This is a genomic window from Chitinophaga eiseniae (assembly GCF_012641265.1).
GTDB lineage: Bacteria > Bacteroidota > Bacteroidia > Chitinophagales > Chitinophagaceae > Chitinophaga > Chitinophaga eiseniae_A.
The window spans coordinates 1-532 of sequence record NZ_JABAHZ010000032.1; the positions used below are offsets into that span (position 1 = coordinate 1).

Consider the following 532-nt stretch of genomic DNA (forward strand, 5'->3'; position numbering starts at 1 on the left):
TTGTAATTGGTGCCAATCTTACTTCTCCATTCCTCTCCTGTAAAGTAAAGTGTATCGTTCTTTATCTCGTACGGATATTCGTTTTTGTCTATCTTCAGATCCAGAAAGGTGTCGCTGTATCCCACAATCTCCGCCTGCGAAATTAAAGGCCGGTCCCAGTCGATGCTGAAATTCCGGAGCGTTATATCCTCCGCATTCTGTACGTTGAACGCCATCATCTTTCCATGAAATACAAACTCCGATCCCTGACCGTCGATGCATACACCCGACCTGTCGCGGATCTCAATCCCAACGGGGGCGTCGGACAAATCCTCCCTATCTTTATTCGGACAAAAGTCGTACCTGCCACGGGGAAAAACCAGTTTCAGGTAGCGCGCGTTCCTGTTTTCTTTCAACAGCTTCCTGATCTCCGGTTCTACATTGACCCGGCTGTCAGGATGGATGCCATAATCTGTTACGTTTATCTCAACAGTATCCTGCTGGCCAAAACACGAGCTGTTAAGGACCAGTAGTAAAAAAGATATCAATGTAA

General features: G+C 46.6%; 1 pseudogene. It reads right to left on the minus strand.

Annotated elements, in window-relative coordinates:
* Positions 1-532 (minus strand): annotated as a pseudogene (locus HGH91_RS30990) (alpha-1,3-galactosidase B); the annotation flags it as partial.